The following is a 26,319-nucleotide window of genomic DNA, read 5'->3' as shown; positions in this document are numbered from 1 at the left end:
CAACGCCCACGAGCCCGTTCCGACGGGCATTGCGCGCGGTCCTCCCCCATCGTCAGCGAGTGTGTCATGCATCCGTCATCCGTCCCGGCATTGGCCGACGGTGTTCCGATTCGTCGTAGCAAAGCAGCGCGCCCCCGCATCGGCCGGCTGTTGCTGCAGGCACTCGTCGCCGCGTTCGGCCTCTACCTGCTGTTGCCGATCGCGCTGCTGCTGGTCGGCTCGGTCGGGCAGTCGTGGACCAATACGCTGCTGCCCGCCGGCTTCACCGCGCACTGGTTCACCGATCTGGCCGCGAACCGGGGCTTCACGCGAGCGTTCGGCGTCAGCCTGATGGTCGCGCTGGCCTGCTGCGCGCTCAACGCGACGATCGGGCTGCCGCTCGCGTATTCGCTGCATCATCGCGCGCAGGCCGGCGGCGGGCTTGCGACGCGCATCGTGATGCTGATGCCGATCGCCGTGCCGGCGCTCACGCTCGGTTTCGGCTACATCGCGATCTTCAGCGGCGACACGCTGCCCTGGCTCGGCACGCTGCCGCTGATGATCGCCGCGCATGCGGTATTGACGCTGCCGTATCTGCTGCAGACGCTGCTGAGCGATTTGCGGCATCTCGGGCTTGCGCGTCTCGAGGCCTGCGCGGCGACGCTCGGCGCGACGCCGCTGCGCCAGTTCTTCACGATCGTGCTGCCGAACCTGCGGCACAGCCTGTTTTCCGGTCTGGTGATGGTGGCCGCGCTGTCGATCGGCGAATTCCAGATCTCGAACCTGATCGCCGGTTTTCGCTACCGGAACTATCCCATCGTGCTGCTGCAGGCGTTCTACGGCGCGACGGGGATGGCCTGCGCGGCGACCGTCGTGCTGCTCGTCCTCGCCGTGCTCGCGACGCTCGTGTCCACCAGCACCATGCAACGCCTGAAGTGAATCAGCCATGAGCCTCGAATTCGAACACGTCAGTTTCCAGTATCCCGGTGCGCGTCACGGCATCGACGGCGTCACGCTGTCCGCCGCCCAGGGCGAACTGCTCGCGGTGATGGGGCGCAGCGGCTCCGGCAAGTCGACGCTGCTGCGGCTCGCCGCCGGCCTGCTCGACGGCTGGCGCGGCCGCATTGCGATCGGCGGCGCCGACGTGGCCGGCGTGCCCGTATGGCGGCGCGAAGTCGGGATGGTGTTTCAGCACTACGCGTTGTTTCCGAACCTGTCGGTCGTCGACAACGTCGCGTACGGGCTGCGGATGCGCGGCGTCGCGGCCGGCGCGCGGCGCCAGCGCGCGCTCGACATGCTCGAGCGGGTCGGCCTGGCCGCGCATGCGACGCGCGGCGTGGCGATGCTTTCGGGCGGGCAGCAGCAGCGCGTCGCGCTGGCGCGCGCGCTCGTGATCGAGCCGAAGCTGCTGTTGCTCGACGAGCCGCTCGCCGCGCTCGATGCCGGCATCCGCCACCAGCTGCGCGACGAGATCCGCATGCTGCAGCGCGCGTGCGGCGCGACGACGCTGTTCGTCACGCACGACCAGGACGAGGCGCTGAGCATGGCGGATCGCGTCGCGATCGTCGACGGCGGCCGCGTGCTGCAGGCCGGCACGCCGCGCGACCTGTACGAGCGTCCCGCGAGCGCGCAGGTCGCGCGCTTCGTCGGGCATTCGACGCTGCTGCCCGGCCGTGTGCTCGCGCACGGCGCCGTCGACGTGCGCTTCGCGACGCTGCATGCGGACACGGGCGCGCACCGGCCCGGCGCCGAAATCGCGGTGCTGGTGCGGCCCGAGCACGTGCAGGCGGATCCGCCGACGCACACGGTGAACCGGCTCGACGGCCGTCCCGGCCACGTGCGCTATCTCGGCGCGACGCAGCGCTACGACTTTCATCCGCACGGAGCGTCCGACCCGTTGCTGTTCGAGGGGCGCGAGCCCGCCGCCCGCAGCATCGCGATCGATCCGCGCCATCTGCTCGTGCTTCCCGTGCTGCCGGCGTCACCGGACGCGCCATGACCCCTTTCGTTCAACGGAGATTCACCATGTCTGCAGGTTCCCTTTTCGTGAAAGGCATGCGCGCGCGCGTGCTCGCACTGTGCGCGCTCGCGGCGCTTTCCTGCGCGGCTGCGCATGCGGCGCCGCTGTATCCGGGCGAGGACGCGCTGTACGCGAAGGCCGCCGACGAAGGGCTCGTCGTGTCGTTCGACACCGGCCCCGAATGGGCGAACTGGAAGGCGCTGTTCGCCGAATTCCGCAAGCGCTACCCGAAGGTCGAAATCACGTACAACGACATCGGCTCCGCGGCCACCGTCGTCGCGCTGGACAAGTCGCGCCGCCGTCCGCAGGCCGATACCGCGTACTACTTCGCGGCGTCGGCGCTCGACGCCGCGAGCAAGGACGTCGTCGCGCCGTTCCGGCCGATCAACTTCGACAAGCTGCCGGGCGTGTTCCGCGCGGCCGACGGCCGCTGGTTCGCCGTGCATTCGCTGAACATCGCGTTCCTCGTCAACCGGAAGCTCGTGAAGGACGTGCCGCAGCGCTGGTCCGATCTGCTGAAGCCCGAGTACCGCAACGCCGTGGTCTATCTCGACCCGCGTTCGACCGGGCAGGGCCAGGTCGCGGTGTTCGCGGCCGCGTATGCGAACGGCGGCGGCGTCGACAATCCGAAACCGGGCGCCGAATTTTTCGGCAAGCTCAAGCGCGCGGGCAACGTGCTGCGCGTCGAAGGCACGACGCCGTATGCGAAATTCGTGAAGGGCGAGATCCCGATCCTGATCGGCTACGAGAACGACGGCCTGAAGGCGAAGTATGCGGACGGGATGGGCGACGCGGCCGACGTCGTGATTCCGCAGGACGGCAGCGTGTCGGCGCCGTATGCGATGAGTCTCGTGAAGAACGGGCCGAATCCGTCCGCCGCGCAGCTGTGGCTCAACCTCGTGATGAGCGACGTCGGCCAGGCGCTGTTCGCGCAGGGTTACGTGCGTCCGGCCGTGCCCGGCACGCCGGTGGCGCCGGACGTCGCGGCGAAGCTGCCGAATGCGCCGCAGGTTCGCCCGCTCGATGTCGCGAAGGCGGCCGCGCGCAAGGCCGAGGTCGACCAGCTGTGGTCGCAGGCCACGCTCGGCAACTAAGGGGCTCGCGATGCAGGCTTCGTTACCGGAACGCGGCGTGCTGCGCCGCTTTGGCGCGCTTCCCGCGGCCGCGTTGCTCGCGGTGTGCTTCGTGCTGCCGCTCGCCGCGCTGGTCGACGCCGCCTGTGCGGACGGCGGGCGGGCGTTCGCGGCGGTGCTGCGCGACCCGCTCGTCGCCGCTGCGATCGCCCGCTCGCTCGCGCTGGGCGTCGGCGCCGGGACGTTGTCGGTCGGCGTGGGCGTGCCGCTCGCCTTCGTGCTGGCGGGCCAGTCGCCGGCCCGCCGCCACTGGTCGCTGGCGCTGCTCGGCGTGCCGCTCGCGTTCTCCGGCCTCGTGATCGCGTACGGCTTCATCCTCGCGTTCGGCCGCGCGGGCTTCGTCACCATGCTGCTGGCGGCGCTGGGCGCCGATCCGAACGCGATCGGCGGCGCGATCTACACGATGCCGGGGCTCGCCTTCGCCTATGCGTATTACCTGATTCCGCGGGTCGCGCTGATGATCTATCCGGCCCTCGCGAATTTCGACCGGCGGCCGCTCGAAGCGGCGCTGACGCTCGGTGCGCGGCCGTGGCGCGCGTGGCTCGACGTCGCGTGGCGCGAGCTGTGGCCGTCGATCATGTCCGCCTGGTGCCTCGTGACCGCGATCGCGCTCGGCACGTACGGCACGGCGCTCGCGCTGGCCGGCACGCAGATCAACATCCTGCCGCTGCTGATGTATCTGAAGCTGTCGGACGGGCAAACCGATTTTTCGCAGGCGGCCGTGCTGTCGATCGTGCTGACCGCCATCTGCACCTGCGTTCTTGCACTGGGGGAAGGCCTTGTTCGGCAACGGCGGCATTGAATGGTCGGGGGCGGCGCGGGATCAGCTCGCGCGGCTGGCGCAGCGGCAGAACGGCTTGCGCCGGCATCGGATGCCGGTGGGCGTGATCGGCCCGCGCGACGCGACGGACGAGCAGATGCGCGTCGCGGAGCGGCTCGCCCATGCGTTGGCGACGGCGGGCGTCGCACTCGTCGGCGGCGGCAAGCAGGGCGTGATGGAAGCCGCCGCGCGCGGCGCGCATGCGGCCGGTGGCTGTGCGATCGGGCTGCTGCCCGAAGACGACGCGACGCTCGCGAATCCGTATCTGAGCGTCGCGCTGCCGACCGGGCTCGGCATCACGCGGAACGCGCTGGTGGCGCGCGCGTCGCTTTGCCTGATCGCGGTCGGCGGCGGTCTCGGCACGCTGTCCGAAATCGCGCTCGGCTTGCAGTGGGGCAAGCCGGTGTTCACGATTTGCGACGCGCCGCAGGTGGCGGGCGTCGAGTGCTTCGACGACGCCGACCGGCTCGTCGCGCGGGTGGCGCAGTGGCTGGCCGATTCGGCGTAGCGCCGCACGGCCGGGATGCAGCGGGCCAACGGTTCAGACCATCCGCCGCAGGTTCTGCATGGCGGGATCGAAGCCCGGCATCGTGCGATGGGTGCGCACGGTCCGTACCGTTGCGGGGGGAGCGCGCATCCGCCGGTTGATCGACGGATGCGCGAGGAGGCGGTATGGGCCGCGCCGCTTACTTCACCGCAAACAGCGTCAGGTTCATGAACAGCTTGAACGCGTAGCCGAGCGTGACCGCGCCGAGCACGCCGCCCGCCCACAGCACGACGAACCACATCCAGCCGCGCATCCGGGGCCGCGGCGCGCCGGCCGGGCGCGCGCGGCAATCAGTGGTGGTAGTAATGCTGGTCTTCATGACGCACCTTGCCTCGGAATACCCAGTAGCCCATCGTCGTGTACGCGATGATGATCGGCAGGATGATCGCTGCGCCGACCAGCGTGAAGGTCTGGCTCGAACGCGGCGCGGCGGCTTCCCAGATCGTCATCGTCGGCGGGATCGCATACGGGAACATCGTGACGAGCAGCCCGACGTAGCCGAGCAGCACGAGCGCCAGCGCCAGCACGAACGGCGTCATGTCGTGCCGGTCGCGCACCGCGCGACGCATCCACACCGCGCATCCGGCGACCAGGAACGGCACCGGCAGCAGGCGCCAGAACAGCCCCGTGTCGAACCAGCGCTGCGCGATCGCCGGGTCCTGCAGCGGCGTCCACAGGCTGACGACCGCGATGAAGCCGAGCAGCACGACCGTCAGCGGCCACACGACGCGATGCAGGCGGCGTTGCAGGTCGCCTTCCGTCTTCGCGACGAGCCAGCAGCAGCCGAGCAGCGCATACGTGACGACGAGGCCGAGGCCCGTCAGCAGGCTGAACGGCGTGAGCCAGTCGAACGCGTCGCCGGCGAATACGCCGTTCTTCACGTTGATGCCCTGCAGGAACGCGCCGAGCGCGATCCCCTGGAACAGCGTCGCACCGGCCGAGCCGCCGATGAACGCGAGGTCCCACAGATGCTTCGTGCGGCGCGCCTTCGCGCGGATCTCGAACGACACGCCGCGGAAGATCAGGCACACCAGCATGAAGATCAGCGGCAGGTAGAGCGCCGACAGCACCGTCGCATACACGACCGGGAACACCGCGAACAGCCCGGCGCCGCCGAGCACCAGCCACGTTTCGTTGCCGTCCCACACGGGCGCGACGGTGTTCATCATCAGGTCGCGTTCCTTCTCGTCCGGGAAGAACGGGAAGACGATGCCGATGCCGAGGTCGAAGCCGTCGAGCACGACGTACATGAAGAGCCCCAATGCGATGATCGCGGCCCAGATTACGGTGACGTCCATAGGTTTTCTCGTTTGCTCAGAAGAGGGCTCAGACGGTCTCGATCAGTTCGTCGACCGCCGACATCGGGCGGCGCGCGGTGTGATCGCGGCGCGAGCCGGGCGCGTCGTGGTTCGCGTCGTGCGTCGCGTCGGGCAGCGCGGGGCCGGCCTTCATCAGCTTCAGGATGTAGTACATGCCGGTGCCGAACACCAGGAAGTAGACGATCACGAAGGTCATCATCGACAGGCTGACCTGCTGCAGCGTCAGCGGCGACACGGCCTGCGCGGTGCGCATCACGCCGTACACGACCCAGGGCTGGCGGCCCGCTTCGGTCGTCACCCAGCCGGCGAGCAGCGACACGAAGCCGGTCGGGCCCATCGCCAGCGCGAAGCGGTGGAACCACTTCGATTCGTACAGGCTGCCGCGGCGGCGCAGCAGCCACGCGAGCACGGCGAGGCCGATCATCGCGAAGCCGATGCCGACCATGATCCGGAAGCTCCAGAACACGATCGTCGAATTCGGGCGGTCTTGCGGCGGGAAGTCCTTCAACCCGCGGATTTCGCCGTCCCAGCTATGCGTGAGGATCAGGCTGCCGAGATGCGGAACCTTCACCGCGTAGCGCGTCGTTTCGGCCTTCATGTCCGGAATGCCGAACAGGTTGAGCGCCGTGCCGCCCTTTTCGGTGTCCCACAGCCCTTCGATCGCGGCGATCTTCGCGGGCTGGTGCTTCAGCGTGTTGATCCCGTGCTGGTCGCCGATCACGGCTTGCAGCGGCGCGAGCACGAGCAGCAGCCACAGCGCCATCGAGAACATCTTCTTCACGCCGCGGTCGCGACGGCCCTTCAGCAGATGCCATGCGCCCGTCGCGGCCACGACCAGCGCCGCGACGATGAACGCGGCGATCGCCATGTGCAGCAGGCGGTACGGGAACGACGGGTTGAAGATGATCGCGAGCCAGTCGGTCGGCACGATGCGGCCGTCGACGATCTCGAAGCCCTGCGGCGTCTGCATCCAGCTGTTCGACGCGAGGATCCAGAAGGTGGAGATCAGCGTGCCGATCGCGACCATCAGCGTCGCGCCGAAGTGCGCGCGCGGGCTGACGCGATTCCAGCCGAACAGCATGATGCCGAGGAAGCCCGCTTCGAGGAAGAACGCGGTCATGACCTCGTACATCAGCAGCGGGCCGGTGACGGAGCCGGCGAAGCTCGAGAAGCCCGACCAGTTCGTGCCGAACTGGTAGCTCATCACGACGCCGGAGACGACGCCCATCCCGAACGCGACCGCGAAGATCTTCGACCAGAACAGACACAGGGTTTTGTAGTAAGACTTGCCCGTCTTCAGCCAGCGATATTCGAGCACGGCGATGAAGCTGGCGAGGCCGATGCTCAGCGCCGGGAACACGATGTGGAAGGAGACGGTGAACGCGAATTGCAGGCGGGCCAGATCGAAGGCCGAAAATGCGGTGTTCATACCAGTTGACCGAGGCTGACGATACCCGCCGGCGGGTGCCGGCGGCCCCCGAACCGTCGAGGGCGGCGGGGTTGGCTGGAGTATCTGCCCCGATGCTGCGCCGCGAAATGTGCCAACTCGTCGCAGATGTCCAGCGCGTCGCGCCCGTTTTCGAGATAAATCGTTGATTCGTATCAACAACGCGATGCGCGGCGCATGCGACGGCTGCGCGGCGGTCGGTCGCACGTGCGGCAATATGGCGCGACGCATCATGCGGATCGCCTGTCGTGCGTCAACACGCCGCTGCGTGCGCGGCTGCGGCGTGCGTCGCATGAATTGCGTACACTCTGAGTCTCGTTTCGGCAGGGCCGGGCGTCTCGGTTCCGGTCCGCTTTCACACAGGGCACGAAGATGATCGATTTACGCAGCGATACCGTGACGCGTCCGAGCCAGCCGATGCTGGCCGCCATGACTGCCGCCGAAGTCGGCGACGACGTGTGGGGCGACGACCCGACCGTGCTGCGCCTGCAGGCCGTCACGGCCGAGCGCGCGGGCAAGGAAGCCGGCCTGTTCTTCCCGAGCGGCACGCAGAGCAACCTCGCTGCCTTGATGGCGCATTGCGAGCGCGGCGACGAATACATCGTCGGTCAGCTCGCGCACACCTACAAGTACGAGGGCGGCGGCGCGGCGGTGCTCGGCAGCATCCAGCCGCAACCGCTCGAGAACGCGCCCGACGGCACGCTGCCGCTCGAGAAGATCGCCGCGGCGATCAAGCCGCTCGACAATCACTTCGCGCGCACGCGCCTGCTCGCGCTCGAGAACACGATCGGCGGCAAGGTGCTGCCGGAAGGCTATGTGCGCGAAGCCGTCGCGCTCGCGCGCAGCCACGGGCTCGCCACCCACCTCGACGGCGCGCGCGTGTGCAATGCGGCCGTCGCGTCGGGGCGCTCGCTCGCCGAGCTGTGCGAGGGCTTCGATACCGTGTCGATCTGTTTCTCGAAAGGGCTCGGCGCGCCGGTCGGGTCGGTGCTGGTCGGCAGCCGCGCGCTGCTCGAGCGCGCGCAGCGCTGGCGCAAGGTGCTGGGCGGCGGGATGCGGCAGTCGGGCATCCTCGCGGCCGCGTGCCTGTACGCGCTCGATCACAACGTCGAGCGGCTCGCCGACGATCACGCGAATGCCGCGCACCTCGCCGAGGGCCTCGCGCGCATCGAGCCGGTGAAGGTGACGTCGCAGGCGACCAACATGGTGTTCGCGCAATTCCCCGAAGCCGACTGCGCGCCGCTCGAGGCGTGGCTCAAGGAGCACGGGATTCTGACGCAGATGCTGTACGCGTCGCGCTTCGTCACGCACTGCGACGTGTCGCGGGCGGATATCGGTACCTTCGTTGACGCAGTGCGCGCGTATTTCGCGAAGCGTCGCGGGTAACCGGATGGGTGGGGCAGTTCGGCCGATTGCGTTGGTTGCGTCGGTTGGGCCGATTACACGGATCACGCGGTGCAGAGTGCGCCGCGGACGGTGCGCTACGCGGCGCGATGCGCACATGGCCCCACCTGCTCTCAATCCGCCAGCGGCGCGAGCAAACGGCGCGCCGCTTCGACGACCCGCGCGGACAGCGACGCCATCGTCGGCGACTGCACCGTCCACGCGTGCCAGTACAGCGTGATGTCGGTCGGATGCGCGGGCGCGAGGTCGACGAGACCCTGGGCGTCGAGCGGCACATCGCCGAGCAGCGGCTCGGGCACCATCGCATAGCCGAGCGCGTGCCTGACTGCCGCGAAGTGGGCATGCGTGCCCGGCACGTAGTGGCACGGATACGCGCCGTCGGGCAGCCCGAGCTTCTCCCTCAAAAACGTGGACTGCAGCGTGTCGCGGCGCGAATACGCGACGACGGGCGCCGCGCGCGCGCTCGCGCGGTTCAGCCCGCGCGGAAACCACCGCGCGGCGAACGCGGCCGCCGCGAGCAGCCGATAGCGCATCGTGCCGAGCGGCGTCGCGACGCAGCCGCGCATCGGCTTCGACTCGGTCGTCACGCAGCCGACGGCCATGCCGCTTTCGAGCAGCGCGAACGTGTGGTCCTGATCCTCGACGATCAGCTCGAACAGGATGCGCTCGCCGGCCAGCACCGACGTCAGCGCGGGCAGGAACCACGTGCCGAGGCTGTCGGAGTTCAGCGCGATCGTGACCGAGATCGGCGATGCACGCTCGGCCGCGAGCGTGCTTTGCAGGTCGGCTTGCAGCAGCGCCACGCGGCGCAGATGCTGCAGCACGCGCTGGCCCGCGATCGTCGGTCGGCATGGCCGCGTGCGCAGCACGAGCGGCGTGCCGAGGCTCGCCTCGAGCGCGCGCACGCGCTGCGTGACGGCCGATGCGGTCACGTGCAGCCGGACGGCGGCCTGCTCGAAGCTGCCGGTGTCGGCGACGGCGAGCAGCGCGGCGGCCTGCTTGGGGTCGATCGTCAGAGACATGCGACGCAACTCCGGTGACGTGAGATGAGGCCCGCCAGTGTAAGGCCGCATGCGACTGCCCGCAGCGTCACGCGTCTCCCGTACGAAGCCGCCAATGGCCGCCGCGTTTTGCACTACGCTTGTGGGTACACGTGCGCATATCGCCCCGCATCGGCGGCATCCATGCCGCCTTCCGCGCGACCGCCACACTCCGCCGACGGAGCAACATCGCCATGATCTTCCGCCAACTGTTCGACCCGCAATCGTCGACCTACACCTATCTGCTCGCCGACCCGGCATCGCGCGAAGCGCTGCTGATCGATCCCGTGTTCGAACAGGTGCGTCGCGACGCGGCGCTCGTCGACGAGCTCGGGCTGCGGCTCGTCGCGACGATCGATACGCACGTGCACGCCGATCACGTGACGGGCGCGTGGCTGCTCAAGCAGCGCGCCGGCAGCACGATCGCGATCTCGGCCGCGAGCGGCGCGCAAGGCGCCGACCGCTATCTGAACGACGGCGAGCGCTGCCGGTTCGGCGGCCGCTACCTGACCGTGCGAGCGACGCCCGGCCATACGAGCGGCTGCATCAGCCTCGTGCTCGACGACGAATCGATGGCCTTCACCGGCGATTGCCTGCTGATTCGCGGCACCGGCCGCACCGATTTCCAGCAGGGCGACCCGCGTGCGCTGTATCGCGCGGTGCACGGCCGGCTGTTCACGCTGCCGGCCGCGTGCCTGCTGTATCCGGCGCACGACTACCGCGGACTGACGGTGACGAGCGTCGGCGAGGAGCGGCGCTTCAACCCGCGCCTCGGCGGCGATCTCAGCGAAGACGATTTCGCCGGCTACATGCGCAACCTCGGGCTCGCGCATCCGCGGCAGATCGACGTCGCGGTGCCCGCGAACCTGCAGTGCGGCGTCGCCGCGAACGCGCCCGATGTGCAGGCCGCGCCGGATTGGGCGCCGCTCGTCTACACGTTCGCCGGGTTCTGGGAAATCGATCCGCAGTGGCTCGAAGATCATCTGCGCACGGTGCAGGTCGTCGACGTGCGCGAACCGGACGAATTCACCGGCCCGCTCGGCCATCTGCCCGGCGCGACGCCGATTCCGCTCGGCGAACTCGCCGCGCGCACCGGCGAGCTCGAGCACACGCGGCCGATCGTGACCGTGTGCCGCGCGGGCGGCCGCTCCGCGCAGGCGACCGTGATCCTGCGAAAGGCCGGCTTCGACGCGGTGGCGAACCTCGGCGGCGGGATGCTGCGCTGGCGCAGCGAAGGGCGCATCGTGGCGGACGGGCGAGCGTAAAAACATCGCGGGCCGATGTCGAATTGGCCGGACGCGCACGCGGTTGCTTGCGCGTTCGTCGTTTGCATGCGCGGTTGATGAAGCACGATCGTATCGTGCGTCCTTTCCGCTCGGCGCGTCCGATCGCGACTGACGCACGTGGACGCAGCCTTACTCGCGCCGGCACCGGCTCGGCATCGGCACCGCATCCACCTCCATGCGAGCTGCGCGATGCGATCGCCCGCGGCCCACGGCGTATGCGCGCGCGTCGCGACGACCGCACCGAACGCATCCGCCGACCACGCCGTTACAACGTCGTATGCGTGACCGACTGCGCGAGCGTGAGCAGTTCGTCGAACTGCGTGATCAGCTCGAAGCACAGCAGGAACGCGAGCGTATAGGCCGGCGCGGGAAAGCGCCGGATCGCGGCGAGCGCGTGCGGCGCGAAGCGCGAGCGGACCGCATCGCGCGTGAGCAGCCACGCGATCGCGATGCCGATCGCGGCGCCGGCGATCAGGTCGGTCGGATAGTGATAGCCGAGATACGCGCGCGGCACGCAGATGAACACGACCGCATACAGCAGCGCGAACACGCCGGCGCGCCGCGCGATGATGAAGATGCCCGTCGCGATCGCCATCCACAGCATCGCGTGGTCGCTCGGGAACGAGCTCCACGCTTGCAGCGTGGCCGCGCGCAGCGTGTCGGACGGGAAGTGCAGATGCAGCTCGGGGTTGTAGATCGGCCGCACGCGGAACGGCAGCGTTTTCGCGAGCAGCCGCCCGACCGCGAGCGCGACGAGCCCGCTCGCCACCGTCGCGACGACCAGCTCGCGTTGCCGTTCGCGCCGCGGCCCCGGCTGAAACCATAGCCAGCACAGCACGGGGATCAGGACGAAGCCCTTGAACGTATAGAGGCCGGCGATCACGCGGATCGCGTGATTCATCAGCGGCCCGAACGTGATGTGCGTGAGGAAGACCTGGATCGTGGTGTCGAAATCATTCATGTCATGCGGCCCGACGGCACGGCAACCCATCGGCTGCGACCGGCGGAATCAGAAAGCGCGCTCGCAACGGAGCACGACGGGGGGCAAGTATGTCATCGGTAATGTTGAAGAAAATGGGAAAAAATACCGGGAATTCCCGGAGAAAATGCGGTTTTTCGATGGGGCCGGATTGCTCGACGCCGTGCGGCGCGGCTCCGCGAAATCGTCATACGGTTGCAGGAGCAACCATCGGGGCGTGCGGAAAAATAATCGGCCGGACTGCCGAGCGGGCGACGTGCCGTCGACCTTGCACCGGATGAGCGGACCGGTCGCGCCGGCCGCGCCCGGCTGTCGCGCGGCGGCGCCCCGTGCGATCCGCGAAAGAAAATAAAAAAAAGCGGGCAGGCCGTCGAGCCTGCCCGCTTCATATCCGCGCTGGGCGGAAGAATTACCGGCGCCACATCCGCACGGCGAGCGCCGCGACCGACGTCGCGACGGCCAGCACGATCACCGCATTCCAGCCGAACTGTGCGAGCAACGCGCTGCCCGCCGCGGCGCCGGCCGCCATCCCGATGAACATGCCGACGAACAGCACGGCGTTCAGGCGGCTGCGCGACGCGGGATCGATCCGGTAGACGATCGCCTGATGCGCGATCAGCGTGGCCTGCACGCCGAGGTCGAAGCCGATCGTCGCCGCGGCGAGCAGCGCGAGCTGTGCATGCGGCGTCATCAGCGGCGCGGCGCCCATCGCGGCGAACGACACCGTCGCGATCGCGATGCCGATCCGCGTGACGCGCTCGGGGCCATGATGATCGGCCAGGCGTCCGGCGATCGGCGCGGCCAGTGCGCCCGCCGCGCCGGCGAGGCCGAATGCGCCGGCGGCCGCGCTGCCGAGATGGAACGGCGCGCCGTGCAGCATCACCGCGAGCGTCGACCAGAACGCGCTGAAGCCGACGGCCAGCAGCCCTTGCGCGAGCGCCGCACGGCGCAGCGCGGGATGACGGCGCCACAGTTCGCCGAGCGACGCGATCAGCGCGCGGTAGGACAGCTGCGTGGCTGGCTCGAAGCGCGGCAACCCGCGTGCGGCGATCACGCCGATCGCGGCGACGCTCGCGGCCGCGAGCGCGAACATCGCGCGCCAGCCGATCGTTTCGGCGACGAAGCCGGCGACGACGCGCGACAGCAGGATGCCGAGCAGCAGCCCCGTCATCACCGTGCCGACGATGCGGCCGCGATGGGCGTCGTGCGCTAGCGTCGCGGCGGCCGGCACGACGTCCTGCGCCATCGTCGCGGTCAGGCCGATCGCGAAGCTGGCGGCCAGCAGCAGCCCGAGCGACGGCGCGAACGCGGCGAGCAACAGGGCGACGACCAGCGCGGCGGCCTTCGACACGATCACGCGGCGCCGGTCGAAGCGGTCGCCGAGCGGCGCGAGCAGCAGGATGCCGAGCGCATAGCCGAGCTGCGTCAGCGTCGGCACGAAGCCGATCGCGCGGGCCGATGCGCCGACGTCGGCGCCGAGCGCGGCGAGCATCGGCTGAGCGTAATAGAGCGGCGCAACGCCGAGGCCGGCCGCCGCGGCCAGCAGCATCACGAGCCGGCGGTCGGGCAGAGACGCAGCGGCCGCATGGGCCGGCGCGTGAGCCGCGCGGGGCGCGGCGGCGAGATGGGTGGGGGTGGACATCGCGTGCATCCTGGTTCGGGTAACGGATGGAACGCAGTGTGCCGATTGCCGCCAGGCGTGGGTAGTACCGCGCGGCGCACATTTGTTATACGCTGCGCGAATGACAGACGAAATCTCCGATTCGCCCGCTGCTGGCCGGTCTCCGCGCCTCGAGACGGTTCCGGTCGACGGCGCAGGCTACCGTTTCGAGCTGATGGAAACGTTCGTGCGCATAGTCGAAGCCGGCAGCCTGTCGGCGGCCGCCGCGCAGTTGCACACGACGCAGCCGACCGTCAGCCGGCGGCTGCAGGCGCTCGAGCGCTCGCTCGGCATGCGGCTGCTGCAGCGCACGACGCATGCGATGCGGCTGACCGTCGACGGCGAACGCTGCTTCACGCGCGCAAAGGAGCTGCTGGCCGGCTGGGCCGCCTTCGAGGCCGACCTGCGCGGCGCGCAGGAGGAGCCGGACGGGCTGCTGCGGGTCGCGGTGCCGCATGCGTTCGGGCAGGAGCGCTTCGTCGCGCCGCTAGCGCAGTTCCTGCGCGACTATCCGCGCGTCTCGGTGGAATGGTTGCTGCAGGACGAGGTGCGCGACTTCGTCGGCAGCGGCATCGACTGCGCGATCCAGGTGGGTGAGCCGAGCGACCCGGGCGTCGTCGCGATCCGGCTGACGAAGGTGCCGCGCTTCGTGGTGGCCGCGCCGTCGGTGCTCGATCGCGCGGCCGTGCCGGCCGATCCCGACGCGCTCGCCGCGTTGCCGTGGCTCGCGCTGCGCACCTATTACCGGAACGAACTCACGCTGACGCACGCCGTCACCGGCGACACGCGACGCATCGCGATCCGTCCGCGCGTCACGACCGAGAACCTGTACGCGCTGCGCAGCGCTGCGCTGCTCGGCGTCGGCGCATGCGTCGGCTCGTCGTGGCTGCTCGCCGATCATCTCGCACGCGGCGAACTCGTGCATCTCGCGCCCGACTGGCAGGCGTCGCCGCTGCCGGTGTACCTGACCTATCCGCATGCGCAGTTCTATCCGTCGCGGCTCGTGCGCTTCGTCGCGATGATGCGCGACGCGGTGCCGCCGCTCGTCGAAGACCGCGGCGCGTAGGCGCCGGGCGCGCCGTCAGCCGCGCCGGAGGCCTTCCGGCAGCGTGCTGATGCGGCGCACTTCGGGCGAGTCGAGCCACGCGCGCGACGTCGCGCAGTCGACGAACATGTCGGTCGCGTCCTCGCCCCAGAACAGGTCGCCGTCGAGTTCGAAGGTCGGCACGCCGAACACGCCGTGCGCGATCGCCCGGTCGGTGTTCGCGCGCAGCGCGTCCTTCACCGGTTGCGCGTCGACGGCCGTCACGCCGTCCGGGAAGCCGACCGCCTCGCACAGCGCGGCGAAGCCGTCCGGTGTCGACACGTCGTTGCCGTCGCGCCAGATGTGCCGGAAGATGCGCCGGATCGCGTCGGGCGAGCCGCCCATCGCGATCGCGAGCCGCAGCGGCCGGATCGGGTTGAACGGATGCGCGGGCGGCATCCGGAACGCAATGCCGAGCTTGTCCGCGCGGTATTGCGCGTGGCGGTAGGTGAACACGCGCTTCGCCGCAATCTCGGCCGGCGCTTTCTGTCCCCAGTGCGCGAGCAGCGCGCCGAGCACGATCGGCTTGGGCTCGAAGGCGATGTCGGGCGGCAACGTGTCGAAGCGTTCCTGCTGCAGATAGGCGAACGGCGAAACGAAATCGAAATACCAGGTGGCGGTGCGCGTGGCGTTCATCGTCGGTCCCTTGTGCGGAGTCGGAAGGCGGGCACGTGCAGCGCGCCGGCGGGCGGCGCGCTGCACGCAGCGGCGGCCAGTGTCGCATGCGGCGGGCTTTCGCGCTGCCGGCTGGCAGTGTGTGCGCTGCGGGCCGGCTCAACCGTGCTCGACGAGCGCCGCGAGCTTCGCGAGCGCCATCCGCCAGCCGATCTCGTTGTCGGCGGCCGGCACGCCGGGCGGCACGCCGTCGTGCACGGCCTCGACGCGCGTGCCGCCCGCTTCGTCGGACAGCGTGATCGTGACCGTCATCGCGCCGCGCAGCAGCGGATCGTCGGTTTCGAACACGTCGATCTCGACGATCCGCTCGTCGGGCACGAGCGTCACGAAGCGGCCGTGATAAGTGTCGGTGTGCGCGGTGGTCTTGCCGGTGCCGTCCGACGGCGCGTCGTAGCTGAGCGACACGCGCAGCGCACCGCCTTCGCGCGCGTCGTAGGCGTGCACGCGGCACGTCATGCCGTCGGGCACCTTCCATCGTTCGACCGCGTGCGGATCGAGCAATGCGCGGTAGACGCGTCCGCGCGGTGCGTTCAGGTGCCGGCTGACCCGGGTCGAATGCGTGTGCATGTGCAGCATGTCGCCTCCTGCGAAGCGCGTGACGGTGCACGCCGGCGACGGCGTGTCGTCGTGCTTCTTTCACGCATCGTAGGCGCGCGGCAGGCGTCTCGCAATGACGAGCCGCTCCCAAGGCCGCGAGCGTTCCGATTCGCGGATCCCGCCAGGGCGGCGGCGCGACGACACGCGTCAGGACGACGGTCGCGTCATATCGAACGGTGCGGCCAGCGCCTGCGATACATCGCTGAAAGTGGGCCGTGCAGCGAGCATAGGCGATGCATCGTCGGTTCGCGTAGCATGACGGGGCGGCATCACTCGGCGGCCCGGCTCGGCGCCGTATTGGCGGACGCGGGCCGTCCCGTGCGCGCCTTCGCGCGCATGCCGTCGTCGGCTTCGATCGGGCGCATGCCGCCCGCCTGACTTCCGGAGAGAGAAGGAATGACCGAACCTGTCACCGTGCGTCGCGTCGACGCGCGCGAAGCACATGCGTGCGTCGATGCGCTGGCCGACGTGCTGATCGACTGCGTCGAGGGCGGCGCGTCCGTGAGCTTCATGCTGCCGATCGCGCGCGCGACGGCCGTTGCATTCTGGAAGCAGGTTGCCGAAGGCGTGGCGCGCGGCGAGCGCATCCTGCTCGTCGCCGAGGACGCGGCCGCGCGCATCGTCGGCACCGTGCAGATCGTGACCGCGCAAGCGGAGAACCAGCCGCATCGCGCCGACGTCGCGAAGATGCTCGTGTCCCGCCGCGCGCGTCGGCAGGGCATCGCCGCGAAGCTGCTGGCCGCCGCCGACCACGCCGCACGCGAAGCCGGCAAGACCGTGCTCGTGCTCGACACGGTGACGGGCGGCGATGCCGAACGCCTGTACGAGCGAGCCGGCTGGCAGCGCGTCGGCGTCGTGCCGAACTACGCGCTGATGCCCGACGGCACGCCGTGCGCGACCACGTATTTTCACAAGCAGCTTGTTTCGTGATGCAGAGAACATTCCCCTTCCCACCAAGGAACCCCGCCCCGATGAAACGCACCCCCATCGCCGTTGCCCTCGCGGGCCTGCTCGTCGCGTTGCCCGTCGCCGCATGGGCGCTCGTCAAGCCGTTGCGCGTGATCGCGCCCGCGCTGGTTCCCGGCGTGTCGTGCGCGGGCGCCGACATCTGCATCGACGATCCCGCGAAGCTCGGCGAGGCGCGGCAGCTCTATCGCGACGGTTACGCGCGCGCGGCGGCGGTGACCGGCGCATTCCGCTCGGCGCCGCGCGTCGTGTTCTGCTCGACGCGCGCGTGTGCCGACCGGTTCGGCCTCGGCGAACGCGCGGCATTGACGCTGGGAGACTTCGGCGTGGTCTTCGCGCCGCGCGGCTGGCAGACCTACTTCGTGGCGCACGAGCTGATCCACCATCGGCAGGCGGAAGCGCTCGGCAATCTGGCGGTCGCGACCAAGCCGCGCTGGCTGATCGAGGGAATGGCGTATTCGCTCAGCGGCGATCCGCGTCACCCGCTGACCGAGCCGTTCGAATCGTGGCGCACGCGTTTCGATGCATGGCATGCGGCGCTCGGCCGGCAGCCGCTGTGGGATGCCGCAGCGGCCGTCCAGTGAAGCGACCGCGCTGCGGCGGCGAACGCGATGACGTCCGCGCCGACACGGCCCGCCGCACGCATGCGCACGCGGCGGGCATCGGCCGTCAGGCCGTCGTGTCGATGATGCCGGGGATCTTCACGTCCGGGTTCACGTCCGCGTCGTAGTCGACGCCGGCGATCTCGAAGCCGAACAGACGCAGGAACTCGGTCTTGTAACCGGCGAAGTCGGTCATCTCGTACAGGTTGTCGTTCGTGACCTTGTCCCACATCGCGACGACCTGCGCCTGCACCTGCGGATCGAGCTCCTTGTAGTCCGCGCGCAGCCGGCCTTCGTCGTCGATGTGCGGCGTCGCGCCGTACATGCTGTCCTTCAGCAGCCCGTACACCTGCTCGATGCAGCCTTCGTGCGTGCCCTTTTCCTTCATCACCTTGAACAGCAGCGACAGGTACAGCGGCATCATCGGGATCGCCGAGCTCGCCTGCGTGACGACGGCCTTCAGCACCGACACGCGCGCGTCGCCGCCATGCACGGCGAGCTTCTCGCGGATCGACACGACCTTCTTGTCGAGATCCTTTTTCGCCTCGCCGATCGAGCCGTTCCAGTAGATGTCGTGCGTGATCTGCTCGCCGAGATACGTGAACGCGGTGGTCTTCGCGCCGTCGGCCAGCACGCCGGCGTCGGCGAGCGCGTCGATCCACATCTGCCAGTCCTCGCCGCCCATCACGGCGACGGTGCCGTCGATCTCTTCCTGCGTCGCCGGCTCGAGCGTCACCTCGCGGATCGTTTCCTTGTCGGTGTCGAGGCCGCGGAACGTCACCGACTTGCCGACCGGCTTCAGCGTCGAGCTGATCGTCTCGCCCGTCTTCGGATGCGTGCGGCGCGGCGCGGCCAGGCTGTAGACGACCAGATCGACCTTGCCGAGGTCCTGCTTGATGGTGTCGATCGTGATCTGCTTGACCTTGTCGGAGAACGCGTCGCCGTTGATGCTGCGCGCATAGAGCCCCTTTTCGGCGGCGAATTTCTCGAACGCGGCGCTGTTGTACCAGCCGGCGGTGCCCGGCTTGGTGTCGCTGCCGGCGCGCTCGAAGAACACGCCGAGCGTGTCCGCGCCCGAGCCGAAGGCGGCCGAGATCCGGGCCGCGAGGCCGTAGCCGGTCGACGCGCCGATCACGAGCACCTTCTTCGGGCCGTTGGCGATCGGGCCGTGCGAAGTCACGTAGTCGATCTGTTCCTTGACGTTGGCCTCGCAGCCGACCGGATGAGTGGTCACGCAGATGAAGCCACGCACGCGCGGTTTGATGATCATGAAATCCTCTTGTCAGAAAGGCAGGGACGGCCTGAAAACGGAAAAATCCCGCGCATTGTAATGGAAGCGGCGGGCGCGGCGGGCGCGGTGGGAGCAGGGCGGCGCTTGCGAGCGTCGGGTCGGACCGCCGCGGCGCGTGCGTGCCGCGGCGCGTGGCCGGGCCGATGCGGGCGGCGCGACGGCGGCGGGAACGCCGATTTCACGAGCGCGCGCTGTCGATTTCCGCGCGCTCGTGTATAAATCCGACGTGACCGCGTTCGGCCGCGCCGTGCCGGCCGAACGCTCCGCTCTCGACCCTCACAAGGAGCCCGCATGCTGCAGATCCTCGGCAAGATTCCGTCCATCAACGTGCGCAAGGTGCTGTGGCTGTGCACCGAACTCGACCTGCCGTTCGAGCAGGAAGACTGGGGCTCGGGCTTTCGCTCGACCAACGACCCGGCCTATCTGGCGCTGAATCCGAACGGCCTCGTCCCGGTCATCAAGGACGACGATTTCGTGCTGTGGGAATCGAACGCGATCATCCGCTATCTGGCGAACCGCTACGGCGACGACGCGCTGTATCCGGCCGACCCGCGCGCCCGCGCGCGGGTCGATCAGTGGATCGACTGGCAGGCGTCGGACCTGAACCGTTCGTGGGTCGGCGCGTTCCTCGGCCTCGTGCGCAAGTCGCCGCAGCATCAGGACCCGGCCGCGATCGCGCAGTCGATCGCCGGCTGGACCAACCACATGCAGGTGCTGAACGCGCACCTCGACGCGACCGATGCGTTCGTTGCCGGCGAGCACTTCACGCTCGCCGACATTCCGATCGGCCTGTCGGTGAACCGCTGGTTCGGCACGCCGTTCGAGCGTCCCGATCTGCCGGCGGTGCAGCGCTACGTCGAGCGTCTGGCGACGCGCGAGGGCTTCAAGAAGTACGCGGGCAGCGCGAACCCGTAACGACGCACGCGGCGTCGCGCGCATGCGCGGCCGGCGCTGCGGCATTGCATCGTCACCGGGCCGCCGCCGGCACCGCCTCCAGCACGCGCGCGAGAAACGCGTCGTGATTCCACGCCGATTCCGGCCGCGACAGCCCGAGCCGCACGACCACCAGCTGGCGGCTCGGCACCACGCTCACGAACTGGCCTTCATGGCCGACCGCATGAAACGCGTCGGCCGGCAGCGCGCGCGCGGCTCCATCGTGAGCGTCGAACGGCTCCGGCACCTTGACCCACAGGTGCGCGCCGAATTCGCCGCGCGTCGACAGCGGCGTCGGGCGCGTCAGGTAGCGCACCCAGCCTTCCGGCAACAGCCGCCGGCCGTCCCATACGCCGTCCTGCAGCAGCAGCTGGCCGAAGCGCGCCCAGTCGCGCGCGCTCGCATACATGAACGACGCGCTGCCGAGCGTGCCGGCCGCATCGGGCTCGAACACTGCGCTGCGCATCCCGAGCGGCGCGAACAGCGCGCGGCGCGGAAAGGCGAGGTAATCGGCGTCGCTGCCGCCCATCGCTTCGCGCATCACGCGCGCGACGATCGCGCTCGTGCCGCTCGAGTACTGCCACTGCGTGCCCGGTCGCGCGGCGAGCGGCATCGCGGATGCGAAGCGCGCGGTGTCGGGCTGCGTGAACAGCATCACCGCGACGTCGGACAGCGGGTCGTCGTAGTCCTCGTTGAATCGCAGGCCGCTCGTCATGCGCAGCAGCTCGTCGAGCGTGATCGCCGCGCGCGGGTCGCCGCTGCCGCGCCATTCGGGCAGCAGCGCCGCCGCCTGCGGCGACAGCCGGTGCTGCGCGACCAGCATGCCGACCAGCGCGGCCGTCACGGTTTTCGTCATCGACCAGCCGGGCAGCGGCGTGTCGGCGGTGAAGCCGGGCGCATAACGTTCGGCGATCACCTGGCCGCGCCACATCACGACGACCGCGCGCGTGCGCCGCGGCCGGGCCGGATCGGGTTCGTCGAAGGCGCGGTCGAGCGCGTGCTGCAGCTTGCCGGTGTCGATGCCCGATAGGGCGGCCGGCGCGGCTACGGCCACGGCGTGCGGCGGATCGGCAACGGGCGGCAGCGCGGCCGGCAGTACATCGTGCGCCGGCCCGAGCGCGAGCGTGCAGCCGAGCCCTGGCCGGAAGTCGGCCTCGCGTCGCGCGAAACCGGCGAACGTCGCGACCGCGCGCCGATGCTCCGGATCGAGCGACGGACGCACGAGCTTCAGCAGCGGATGAACGCCGGCCATGATGTCGACGTCGATCACCGATGCGGCCGGACGGCCCGACACGAACACGCCCGAACACAGCGCCTTGGCCGCATAGCCGGTGGCGATCGGCGCGAGCCGCGACAGCATGTAGCCCGCATAGCCGAGCGTGACGGCGACTGCGACGGCGGCGCCGCGCAGGATCAGCGATTTGAACGGGAGCGTCATGCGCGAGCGTCCTCGGTGGCGTGCCGGCCGGCAACGATCCGGCAGTGTCGCAGGTTCGGGCGACGCGGCGCAATCGCGCTCGCGTGACGAACGGCGGCAGCGTGCATCGCGCGTCGCTGCCCGTGCGACGGCGCGACCGGCAAGCCGGCAAACGCGCGCCGGAGATGCGCGGGTTGAACTGCGGACGGCGGCCGGTCGATAATCGACCGGCATCGTTACCCCTCGAACCCAATCCAGAAACCGGAAAACGCCATGTCCTACGACAACAACAACCCGTTTGCCAGGATCCTGCGCGGCGAATTGCCGTGCGTGAAGATCGCCGAAGACGACGCCACCGTCGCGATCATGGACGTCATGCCGCAGGCCGACGGGCACGTGCTCGTGATCCCGAAGGAGCCGGCCGCGCAGCTCTTCGAGCTGTCCGGCGACGCGGCCGCGGCGAGCATCCGCATGACGCAGCGCGTCGCGGCGGCCGTGCGTGACGCGCTCGGCCCGGACGGCATGTTCATCGGCCAGTTCAACGGTGCTGCTGCGGGCCAGACGGTCCCGCACGTGCATTTCCACGTGATTCCGCGCTGGGAAGGCGTCGAGTTGCGGATGCACGCGCGCGACTTCGCCGATGCGGCGACGCTGGAAGCCCTCGCGCAGCGCATCCGCGCACGTTTCGTGTAACGGCCGCGCGGCTCGCTCCGGCCAGCGCGCGAGCACGCGCGCGCCGCGGCGCCCGCCGCGACTGTTTCCGCGGTGACGCCCGGTAACACCTGTAACGGCCAGCGAAACGCCTCCCGCGGAGGCCGGCGCTAGACTCCGCGCATCGCTACACCGGGCGACGGCAACGCGGATCGCCGCATGCGGCCGTACGGTCGCACGCCGCGACGGCACGGCGCTCGCGCGGTGCGATGCGTTCTTTTCGCCGGAGTCGAGCCATGTACAAAGTCCTCATCTCGTTTGCGCTGATCGCCGGCCTGTCCGGCTGCTATGTCGCGCCGCCTTACGGCTACGCGCCCGCGCCCGCGTACGGCTATGCGCCCGCCTACTACGGTTATGCGCCGGCCTATTACGCGCCGGCGGTCAGCGTCGGCATCGGCGGCCACTTCCGCATCCGCTGATCGCGCGGTACGCGCGGCGCGTGCAGCATGCGCGCCGCGCGGCCGTGTCGAGCCGGCGTTGCCGCATTGCTGCGCGTCGTGACGCCGCGTTCTCCGTACGTCGCGCCATCCATCCCAACTCTGTCGCCCGAGCCATCGACGGCTTGCTCGTTCATCGAGCCGGCTGCGCCTCGTCCTATTCTTCACGTGGATTCCGCCCGCCGCAGGCAGCCGCTGCGACGAACCCGCAATGCATGCGTAGCGCATCGCGCGCGTCGATCGGACTCCGCGTGTCGCGCGATCGTTGCCGCCGCGTGCGGCTGCGCCGATGTGTTGCCACGTGTGTCCGAAGCGATGCCTCGCGCCCGTTCCGGCCCGCGCGGAAACCGTGGGCGGCCGCCGGCGGAGCCCCGGCCGACGGGCCTTCGCGGCCGATTTCCGGCAAGCTTTTCCGGTTCCGTTTCGGCGAACAACTTGTTACCGAATGACGGCGGCAAGGACCTGCGAGCGGTGCTATTCTTCGCCGCAAGCTCATTGAAATGAATTGGTCGCGGTTCCGCACAATGCCGGAGTCGACGCCGACCGGTTCGGATCGTGGTAGCGAGCGGACCTTCAATAACCAGATTGCGAACAAGGAAGAATACGGGAATGTGGAAGAAAATCGCCCCCGCTCTCGTCGTCGCCGTGCTGACCGGCGCGACTGCAGTGCCGGCAATGGCCGGTGACCTGAACAATGCGCTTGGCGGCGCGCTCGGCGGGGTTGCCGGCGCAGCGGTCGGCGGCGCAGTCGGCGGCAGCACGGGTTCCGTGATCGGCGGCGCGATCGGCGGCGGCGCGGGTGGCGCGGTGACGTCGAACCGTCGCGAGCGCACCGGCGCGATCATCGGCGGCGCGCTCGGCGGCGGCGCAGGCACCGCGGCGGGCAACGCAATGGGCGGCCGCACGGGCGGCCTGCTGGGCGCGGCGGTCGGCGGCGGCGCCGGCGCGGCGCTCGGCGGCAACCTGTCGCGCAGCTCGTACGACCGCGACCATGGCGATCGCGGCTATCGCCATCGCAAGCACCGTCATCACCGCGACTGGGACTGATCGCGACGGGCCTCGCACGGTGCGCGACGCGCGCACCGGCGCGCCCGATCCGGCAGGCGCGGCGGCCTCGCAGAGGCCGCCGTCGCCGACGAAACCTGCAGTCTTGTCGTTCCTCCGCAGTCCTTCCCCGCCAACGCTCGATTGGCCGGCGCATTCCCTCCTGCCGTACCTTCTCCTCTTCGACGACATCGCGCGCTACGTTCCCTTGTAGCCGTTCGGCATACGCGCGTAGATCCATGCAGCTGCTCGGCACAGAGCCCGATGTCCGCCGACACCGTCACGATTCCCCCCGACGCGCACAACTCGCGCTCGCCGAGCCTCGGCACCGGTAGTGCGGAATCGAATGAAAGGCATCGCAACATTTAATTGGTCGATCGCAATCGACTTCGCTATCGTCAGCGCTGCCCGCGTACGGAATCGAGCGTTGCCGTCCCGATCCCGTCCCGCGTGACGCCGAGCGTGTGCGGAGCGGCAAGCATCGGCGCGCGCCCGGATCCGCGCACGGCCCCGTCGCGAAGCCTGTCCGACCGAACGAAGGCGCTGTCGTGCGACGCGGCCGCGTTGCGCAGCGGACGTCGGACCAACCCATTGCCTGGATGCCTTATGTCGAAGACTACGTATTACGCGCCGCACGGCGGCCACCCGCCGCAGACCGATCTGCTGACCGATCGCGCGATGTTCACCGAGGCGTACGCGGTCATTCCGAAGGGAGTGATGCGCGACATCGTGACGAGCTGGCTGCCGTTCTGGACCCACACGCGCCTGTGGGTGATCGCGCGCCCGCTGTCGGGTTTCGCCGAGACCTTCTCGCAGTACATCGTCGAAGTGAATCCGGGCGGCGGCAGCGACAAGCCCGAGCAGGACCGCAACGCCGAAGCCGTGCTGTTCGTCGTCGAGGGCGAGGCCGAGCTGACGCTGCAGGGCAAGCAGCACACGCTGAAGCCGGGCGGCTATGCGTTCATTCCGCCGGGCGCCGACTGGACGCTGCACAACGTCAGCGATGCCGCGGTGCGTTTCCACTGGATTCGCAAGCACTATCAGGCCGTCGACGGCATCGCACTGCCGGACGCGTTCGTGACCAACGAGCAGGAGGTCGAGCCGATTCCGATGCCGGGCACCAACGGCGCATGGGTGACGACGCGTTTCGTCGACATGAGCGACATGCGTCACGACATGCACGTGAACATCGTGACGTTCGAGCCGGGCGGCGTGATTCCGTTCGCCGAGACGCACGTGATGGAGCACGGTTTGTACGTGCTCGAAGGCAAGGCCGTCTATCGCCTGAACCAGGACTGGGTCGAGGTGGAGGCGGGCGACTTCATGTGGCTGCGCGCGTTCTGCCCGCAGGCGTGCTATTCGGGCGGGCCCGGCCGCTTCCGCTATCTGCTGTACAAGGACGTGAACCGCCACATGAACCTGACGCTGAATCCCGCGCGCTGAGCATCGCGCGTTGGATCGGAGGAAACGCCGGCGCATGCCGGCGTCTTTTTGGGTGATACGGGGCGTGTGCGTCGCGTGGCCGCGCGACGCCCCGTGCTACTTCAGCCCGAGCGAACGCGCGGCCAGCATCGCGACCTGCAGCGGCGTATCGGCCGTCCGTCCGTCGTCGATCGACCACACCGCGGACAGCCCGGCCCACGCGACGATCCATTGCAACAGCCGTTGCCGGTCGATCTGGCGGCGTCGGCGACGAGCGCCACACGGCGCTCGAAGCGCGCGCGATCGACCGCGAGGTCGTGCGCGGGATTGCAGAACAGGTTCGCATAGTCGAATGCGCGCTCGCCGTGCAGGCCCTTCGGGTCGATCGCGAGCCAGCCGCGATCGCCGAAGTTCAGCACGTTGCCGTGATGGATGTCGCCGTGCAGCACGGCTTCGTCGACGGGGGCGGCCAGCAGCCGCTGGGCTATCTCGGCCGACACGCGCAGCACTTCGTCGTGGCCGTCGTCGCGCGCGTGCGCGAGCAATGCGTGGAACCAGTTGCGCAGCGGCACCGTCGCGGGCGGCTGCGGCGCGCGATGCGCATGCAGCCGCGCGACGGCGTCGCACGCGATGCGGATCGCATCGTCGTCATGGCCGGCGGCCGACAGCTCGCCCAGCGTCGGCGTCGCGCATGCGCGTTCGAGCAGCACCGCGTCGCGATCGTGCAGCCATACCCGCGCGGCGCCGTTGCCGTTCCACCACGTCATCAGCGCGTTGCCGCGCCGCTCTTCGTCGCAGGTCGCGACCTTCAGCATCGCGGGCTGCGCATGCCGGGTGACCGGCAGCACGCCGCCGCTCGCGCTGAGGATCGGGCCGCCGTCGGGAACGAGATCCCATCGGCGCAGATAAGTGTCGAACATGCAGACGATGGTACAGGCGAAGCCGCCCGCGCGCAGGGCGCGGCGCCCGGGGCTGAGGCCCGTGCATCGGCCTTTCCTAAATAAAATTTAGCCAGTCAAAGTTTGGCTAAAGAATGTTCCGGTATCGCGGCATCCCTTCGACAATGCGCGCGTTTCGCAATCGACGAACGCCGCTGCGGCGCGCGCGGTCGCCACATCGAATCAGGAGCCTGCATGATCCATCGCACCGCCGACCCATCGTCGCGACCACCCGTGTGTGCGGCATTGCCGCGCCGCTGTGTTCGGCGCATCCCGCTCGCGGTGACCGTCTCGCCCGACTACATGAAGACTACCGACGACGGAACCCTATCGGTGGCCGTGAAGCCGCCGTACGTGGCGCGCGTCGGCCGACGCGATTTCGCACATGCGCGATCCGCGCGCAGTACGCGCAGCGACGACTTCGCGCCTTTGATCCGCCGCGTCGTCGCGCTCGGCGCTTCGGGAACCATCGAGCGCCACGCGCAACGCAAGCCGGCAACGCCGCTGCCCGCGATCGACGCAGCCGGGCGCGCGCGTGTGCGCGGCCTGTTTCGTATCGAAAGCTGAG

General features: G+C 69.6%; 26 protein-coding genes and 1 pseudogene. 16 read left to right on the top strand and 11 right to left on the bottom strand.

Translation table 11 applies throughout. The features are described 5' to 3' along the window. Nucleotides 1-66 precede the first annotated feature (66 nt). From EX20_RS09660 to EX20_RS09640, 5 genes are all read left to right on the top strand, one after another. Complete coding sequence (locus EX20_RS09660; protein WP_034193392.1) at nucleotides 67-918, top strand: ABC transporter permease; 852 nt, start codon at nucleotides 67-69, stop codon at nucleotides 916-918. Between the two features lie 7 nt (nucleotides 919-925). Then, on the top strand, nucleotides 926-1,978 hold the full coding sequence (locus EX20_RS09655; protein WP_034193391.1) for an ABC transporter ATP-binding protein: 1,053 nt from the start codon (nucleotides 926-928) through the stop codon (nucleotides 1,976-1,978). A 26-nt stretch (nucleotides 1,979-2,004) separates the two neighbouring features. After that, a complete protein-coding gene (locus tag EX20_RS09650) occupies nucleotides 2,005-3,093 on the top strand; it encodes an extracellular solute-binding protein (protein ID WP_034193390.1) in 1,089 nt (362 codons plus the stop codon). 10 nt (nucleotides 3,094-3,103) lie between these two features. Continuing rightward, the gene (locus tag EX20_RS09645; RefSeq protein WP_034193389.1) at nucleotides 3,104-3,934 is read left to right on the top strand and encodes an ABC transporter permease; all 831 of its coding nucleotides are present in this window, start codon (nucleotides 3,104-3,106) and stop codon (nucleotides 3,932-3,934) included. Nucleotides 3,935-4,004: 70 nt separating this feature from the next. Beyond that, on the top strand, nucleotides 4,005-4,460 hold the full coding sequence (locus tag EX20_RS09640) for a TIGR00725 family protein (RefSeq protein WP_106919422.1): 456 nt from the start codon (nucleotides 4,005-4,007) through the stop codon (nucleotides 4,458-4,460). A gap of 178 nt (nucleotides 4,461-4,638) precedes the next feature. Here EX20_RS09640 and EX20_RS09635 read toward each other — a convergent pair whose 3' ends face one another. From EX20_RS09635 to EX20_RS09625, 3 genes are read right to left on the bottom strand one after another with little or no spacing between them, the layout of a single operon-like run. Further along, nucleotides 4,639-4,818, bottom strand: coding sequence for a hypothetical protein (locus tag EX20_RS09635; protein ID WP_011881000.1), 180 nt, complete (start codon nucleotides 4,816-4,818; stop codon nucleotides 4,639-4,641). After that, a complete protein-coding gene (gene cydB, locus EX20_RS09630) occupies nucleotides 4,790-5,797 on the bottom strand; it encodes a cytochrome d ubiquinol oxidase subunit II (RefSeq protein WP_011880999.1) in 1,008 nt (335 codons plus the stop codon). The genes EX20_RS09635 and cydB overlap by 29 nt, the downstream gene beginning before the upstream one ends. A 28-nt stretch (nucleotides 5,798-5,825) precedes the next feature. Continuing rightward, nucleotides 5,826-7,247 (bottom strand): cytochrome ubiquinol oxidase subunit I, encoded by a 1,422-nt coding sequence (locus EX20_RS09625; protein ID WP_011880998.1) that lies wholly within the window; start codon nucleotides 7,245-7,247, stop codon nucleotides 5,826-5,828. A gap of 390 nt (nucleotides 7,248-7,637) precedes the next feature. On the opposite strand from EX20_RS09625, the gene ltaE reads away from it, so the two are divergent. After that, on the top strand, nucleotides 7,638-8,651 hold the full coding sequence (gene ltaE, locus EX20_RS09620) for a low-specificity L-threonine aldolase (RefSeq protein ID WP_034193388.1): 1,014 nt from the start codon (nucleotides 7,638-7,640) through the stop codon (nucleotides 8,649-8,651). A gap of 131 nt (nucleotides 8,652-8,782) precedes the next feature. On the opposite strand, the gene EX20_RS09615 is transcribed toward ltaE, so the two are convergent. Next, entirely contained in the window at nucleotides 8,783-9,691 is a 909-nt protein-coding gene (locus EX20_RS09615; RefSeq protein ID WP_034193387.1) for an HTH-type transcriptional regulator ArgP, read from the bottom strand. Between the two features lie 212 nt (nucleotides 9,692-9,903). Here EX20_RS09615 and EX20_RS09610 point away from each other — a divergent pair, with 212 nt between their 5' ends. Further along, a complete protein-coding gene (locus EX20_RS09610) occupies nucleotides 9,904-10,974 on the top strand; it encodes a rhodanese-like domain-containing protein (protein ID WP_011880995.1) in 1,071 nt (356 codons plus the stop codon). 286 nt (nucleotides 10,975-11,260) lie between these two features. Here EX20_RS09610 and EX20_RS09605 read toward each other — a convergent pair whose 3' ends face one another. Continuing rightward, entirely contained in the window at nucleotides 11,261-11,956 is a 696-nt protein-coding gene (locus EX20_RS09605) for a phosphatase PAP2 family protein (protein WP_034193386.1), read from the bottom strand. Between the two features lie 427 nt (nucleotides 11,957-12,383). Beyond that, entirely contained in the window at nucleotides 12,384-13,616 is a 1,233-nt protein-coding gene (locus EX20_RS09600) for an MFS transporter (protein ID WP_034193443.1), read from the bottom strand. 100 nt (nucleotides 13,617-13,716) lie between these two features. On the opposite strand from EX20_RS09600, the gene EX20_RS09595 reads away from it, so the two are divergent. Next, nucleotides 13,717-14,700: a LysR family transcriptional regulator gene (locus EX20_RS09595; protein ID WP_014724136.1), complete on the top strand. Its 984-nt coding sequence runs from the start codon at nucleotides 13,717-13,719 to the stop codon at nucleotides 14,698-14,700. A 15-nt stretch (nucleotides 14,701-14,715) separates the two neighbouring features. Here EX20_RS09595 and EX20_RS09590 read toward each other — a convergent pair whose 3' ends face one another. Next, a complete protein-coding gene (locus tag EX20_RS09590; RefSeq protein ID WP_034193385.1) occupies nucleotides 14,716-15,354 on the bottom strand; it encodes a 2-hydroxychromene-2-carboxylate isomerase in 639 nt (212 codons plus the stop codon). 138 nt (nucleotides 15,355-15,492) lie between these two features. Then, nucleotides 15,493-15,969 (bottom strand): SRPBCC family protein, encoded by a 477-nt coding sequence (locus EX20_RS09585; RefSeq protein ID WP_034193384.1) that lies wholly within the window; start codon nucleotides 15,967-15,969, stop codon nucleotides 15,493-15,495. Between the two features lie 417 nt (nucleotides 15,970-16,386). Between EX20_RS09585 and EX20_RS09580 the strand changes: the two genes are divergently transcribed. Both EX20_RS09580 and EX20_RS09575 read left to right on the top strand, forming a co-directional pair. Next, nucleotides 16,387-16,920 carry a GNAT family N-acetyltransferase gene (locus EX20_RS09580; protein WP_011880989.1) on the top strand — a complete coding sequence of 178 codons (534 nt, stop codon included), beginning with the start codon at nucleotides 16,387-16,389 and terminating at the stop codon, nucleotides 16,918-16,920. A 41-nt stretch (nucleotides 16,921-16,961) separates the two neighbouring features. Further along, nucleotides 16,962-17,540 (top strand): membrane protein, encoded by a 579-nt coding sequence (locus tag EX20_RS09575; protein WP_034193383.1) that lies wholly within the window; start codon nucleotides 16,962-16,964, stop codon nucleotides 17,538-17,540. 85 nt (nucleotides 17,541-17,625) lie between these two features. Here the strand turns inward: EX20_RS09575 and fabV are convergent, their stop codons facing one another. Continuing rightward, nucleotides 17,626-18,828 (bottom strand): enoyl-ACP reductase FabV, encoded by a 1,203-nt coding sequence (gene fabV, locus EX20_RS09570; protein ID WP_014724132.1) that lies wholly within the window; start codon nucleotides 18,826-18,828, stop codon nucleotides 17,626-17,628. Between the two features lie 312 nt (nucleotides 18,829-19,140). Here fabV and EX20_RS09565 point away from each other — a divergent pair, with 312 nt between their 5' ends. Beyond that, nucleotides 19,141-19,764, top strand: a complete 624-nt coding sequence (locus EX20_RS09565) for a glutathione S-transferase family protein (RefSeq protein WP_011880986.1) — start codon at nucleotides 19,141-19,143, stop codon at nucleotides 19,762-19,764. A 52-nt stretch (nucleotides 19,765-19,816) separates the two neighbouring features. On the opposite strand, the gene EX20_RS09560 is transcribed toward EX20_RS09565, so the two are convergent. After that, entirely contained in the window at nucleotides 19,817-21,220 is a 1,404-nt protein-coding gene (locus EX20_RS09560; protein WP_034193382.1) for a serine hydrolase domain-containing protein, read from the bottom strand. Nucleotides 21,221-21,472: 252 nt separating this feature from the next. Here EX20_RS09560 and EX20_RS09555 point away from each other — a divergent pair, with 252 nt between their 5' ends. The 4 genes from EX20_RS09555 to EX20_RS09535 all read left to right on the top strand — a co-directional run bounded on the left by EX20_RS09555 (nucleotide 21,473) and on the right by EX20_RS09535 (nucleotide 24,834). Further along, nucleotides 21,473-21,892 carry an HIT family protein gene (locus EX20_RS09555; protein ID WP_011880984.1) on the top strand — a complete coding sequence of 140 codons (420 nt, stop codon included), beginning with the start codon at nucleotides 21,473-21,475 and terminating at the stop codon, nucleotides 21,890-21,892. A 254-nt stretch (nucleotides 21,893-22,146) separates the two neighbouring features. Next, nucleotides 22,147-22,329, top strand: a complete 183-nt coding sequence (locus tag EX20_RS09550) for a hypothetical protein (RefSeq protein WP_011880983.1) — start codon at nucleotides 22,147-22,149, stop codon at nucleotides 22,327-22,329. A gap of 627 nt (nucleotides 22,330-22,956) precedes the next feature. Next, entirely contained in the window at nucleotides 22,957-23,394 is a 438-nt protein-coding gene (locus EX20_RS09545) for a hypothetical protein (RefSeq protein WP_011880981.1), read from the top strand. 603 nt (nucleotides 23,395-23,997) lie between these two features. Beyond that, nucleotides 23,998-24,834, top strand: a complete 837-nt coding sequence (locus EX20_RS09535) for a bifunctional allantoicase/(S)-ureidoglycine aminohydrolase (RefSeq protein WP_034193380.1) — start codon at nucleotides 23,998-24,000, stop codon at nucleotides 24,832-24,834. A gap of 96 nt (nucleotides 24,835-24,930) precedes the next feature. On the opposite strand, the pseudogene EX20_RS09530 reads toward EX20_RS09535, so the two are convergent. Beyond that, nucleotides 24,931-25,733 (bottom strand): annotated as a pseudogene (locus EX20_RS09530) (aminoglycoside phosphotransferase family protein). A 213-nt stretch (nucleotides 25,734-25,946) separates the two neighbouring features. Between EX20_RS09530 and EX20_RS09525 the strand changes: the two are divergent. Next, nucleotides 25,947-26,318: a hypothetical protein gene (locus EX20_RS09525; protein WP_051974420.1), complete on the top strand. Its 372-nt coding sequence runs from the start codon at nucleotides 25,947-25,949 to the stop codon at nucleotides 26,316-26,318. Nucleotide 26,319: the final 1 nt, after the last annotated feature.

The organism is Burkholderia sp. WP42 (assembly GCF_000745665.1).
GTDB classification, from domain to species: domain Bacteria; phylum Pseudomonadota; class Gammaproteobacteria; order Burkholderiales; family Burkholderiaceae; genus Burkholderia; species Burkholderia vietnamiensis.
This window is presented reverse-complemented; position numbering and strand designations above follow the sequence as displayed.